Annotated in this window: 1 protein-coding gene; it reads right to left on the bottom strand. The window is 60.2% G+C overall.

Going from position 1 to position 460, the window contains the following annotated elements:
• Positions 1-130: 130 nt before the first annotated feature.
• Positions 131-460 (bottom strand): transposase (locus CYD26_RS24795; protein WP_102053919.1); only part of this gene is annotated, 330 nt, incomplete at its 5' end.

The following is a 460-nucleotide window of genomic DNA, read 5'->3' as shown; positions in this document are numbered from 1 at the left end:
CGATTGGCGAACAGATAGGCGCAGTGCGGCTTCGCCGCACCGAACACCGCCACCACGCGGGCCAACGCGGTTTCAGTGCCCGCGCGCATATCCATGGGTTCGGTGGCGAGCCAGATACTATCGATACGGATCACTGGGCGAGCCCCCGGACAAAGCGGGCGCATCCTTCAGGATCGGAAGCTGGCCATTTCACTGTGATCGATTGCTCGCCCAGCGGTAGCTCGATAATCACAGCTGGTTCAACTGGTCGTTTTGGCGTAACTCTCGCAGGAACGAACGCCGGCAACGCCGCTGGCAGTTGATCTCGATAAAGCGGTAGCCACTTGCGAATGACGTTGGCATTGATGCCGTGGCGGATGGCAACGCTGGAAACGGTCGCACCGGGTTGCAGGCACTCCTGAACAACCTGGGCCTTGAACGGTTTGGGGTAAGAGCTTCGTTGGCGCATGGAAATCCCGGC

Source organism: Pseudomonas sp. FFUP_PS_473 (assembly GCF_002858665.1).
In the GTDB taxonomy this organism is placed as follows: Bacteria; Pseudomonadota; Gammaproteobacteria; order Pseudomonadales; family Pseudomonadaceae; genus Aquipseudomonas; species Aquipseudomonas defluvii.
Note: the sequence above shows the minus strand (reverse complement) of the source record. Positions and strands in the feature narration are given on the sequence as shown.